A 1,761-nucleotide genomic window follows, 5' to 3' on the forward strand; every position below is an offset into this window, starting at 1 on the left:
GGTGCGGGATCGATGACGAGGCTGTGGTGGACGAGCCGCTGGGTCGCGTCTTCGCGCGGACGCAGCCTGATGACGTGCGCGCCGAGCGTCACCGGCGCGCGGTAGCGATAGCGGGTTTCGTGATGGACGCGAAAGCGCATGGGAATCCTCCGGGAAGCCAGCATTGTAGCGAGGACATGCCTCTCAACCCTTTCGCGCCCGCGTGCTATCATCGCGGCCATGCGTAACGTGCTGCTTTTTCTTGCCTTCTTGCTTCCTGCCAGCGCTGCATGGGCGGAGCGCCCGCTGCCTGCGGACGGCGTGCGCGCGACGCTCACGGGGCCGCAGGCCTATCCGCAGGTCCAGCTCGGCGGCAAGCTCTATCGCATGGCCCCCGGCGGCATCATCCGCGACGAAGAGAACCGCAAGATCGTGCACGGCGAACTGCCTTCGCGCGCCCAGGTCCTCTATCTGCCGGATGCCAACGGCGATATCTCGCGCATCTGGATCCTGACCCCCGAAGAGCAGGCGATGCTCGCCCGCGCCGGCAAGAAGTAACGCCGCGCCCTGCGGTTCTCTCGCTGCCCCATGGTCGGCAAGGTCTACATCAAGACGTTCGGCTGCCAGATGAACGAGTACGACTCGGACAAGATGGCGGACGTCCTGCGGGCGGCGCAGGGCATGGAGCCGACCGACGATCCGGCAGCCGCCGACGTCATCCTGTTCAACACCTGCTCCGTGCGCGAGAAGGCCCAGGACAAGGTGTTTCACGATCTCGGCCGGGTGCGTGCGCTGAAGGCGTCGCGGCCGGACCTCTTGATCGGCGTCGGCGGTTGCGTGGCAAGCCAGGAGGGTGCAGCGATCGTCGAGCGCGCGCCGTATGTCGATCTCGTGTTCGGTCCGCAGACCCTGCATCGCCTGCCGGCGCTCATCGAGACACGCCGGCGCACCGGCCGCGCGCAGGTGGACATTTCCTTCCCGGAGATCGAGAAGTTCGACGCGCTGCCGCCGCCGCGGGTGACGGGAGCCAGCGCCTTCGTGTCGATCATGGAAGGCTGCAGCAAGTACTGCTCGTTCTGTGTGGTCCCCTATACGCGGGGGGAAGAAATCTCGCGGCCGCTCGACAGCGTGCTGGAGGAGGTCGCCGGACTCGCGTTGGGTGGCGTGAAGGAGGTCACGCTGCTCGGCCAGAACGTGAATGCGTACCGCGCCGCCATGTCGGGTGGCGAAGTCGCGGACTTCGCGCTCCTGCTCGAATACGTCGCTGCCATCCCCAGCATCGAGCGCATCCGCTACACCACCTCGCACCCGCGCGAGTTCACGCAGCGGCTGATCGATGCGTATGCCCGCATCCCGCAACTCGTCTCCCACGTGCACCTGCCGGTGCAGTCGGGATCGGATCGCATCCTCGGCGCGATGAAGCGCGGCTACACCGCGCTCGAGTACAAGTCGATCGTGCGCCGCCTGCGGGCAATGCGGGCGGACTTGAGCCTCTCCTCCGATTTCATTGTCGGCTTCCCGGGCGAGACGGATGCCGACTTCGAAGCGACGCTGCGACTGGTCGAGGAACTTGCCTTCGACGCGTCCTTCTCGTTCGTCTACAGCCCGCGCCCCGGTACTCCGGCGGCCGACCTGCCGCAGCAGGTCGATCGCGAAGTGAGTCTCGCGCGTCTGGCGCGTCTGCAGGCGAAAATCGACGAGCAGGCGCAGGCCGTGAGCCGCGCGATGGTCGGCACGGTGCAGCGCGTGCTGGTCGAGGGTCCGTCGCGCAAGCGGGCAGCC

3 protein-coding genes are annotated in these 1,761 nt (G+C 67.1%); 2 read left to right on the top strand and 1 reads right to left on the bottom strand.

Annotated elements, in window-relative coordinates:
- Positions 1-140 (bottom strand): transglutaminase family protein (locus JNK68_12920; protein MBL8541256.1); only part of this gene is annotated, 140 nt, incomplete at its 3' end.
- A 79-nt stretch (positions 141-219) separates the two neighbouring features.
- Between JNK68_12920 and JNK68_12925 the strand changes: the two genes are divergently transcribed.
- On the top strand, positions 220-537 hold the full coding sequence (locus JNK68_12925) for a hypothetical protein (protein ID MBL8541257.1): 318 nt from the start codon (positions 220-222) through the stop codon (positions 535-537).
- A 30-nt stretch (positions 538-567) separates the two neighbouring features.
- The coding region (miaB, locus tag JNK68_12930) for a tRNA (N6-isopentenyl adenosine(37)-C2)-methylthiotransferase MiaB (protein MBL8541258.1) at positions 568-1,761 on the top strand (1,194 nt) is incomplete at its 3' end.

The organism is Betaproteobacteria bacterium (genome assembly GCA_016791345.1).
GTDB lineage: Bacteria > Pseudomonadota > Gammaproteobacteria > Burkholderiales > JAEUMW01 > JAEUMW01.

Bases quoted from the DNA above. Each gene is read 5' to 3' on its own strand.
- JNK68_12925 (MBL8541257.1), top strand. From the start codon at position 220: ATGCGTAACGTGCTGCTTTTTCTTGCCTTCTTGCTTCCTGCCAGCGCT.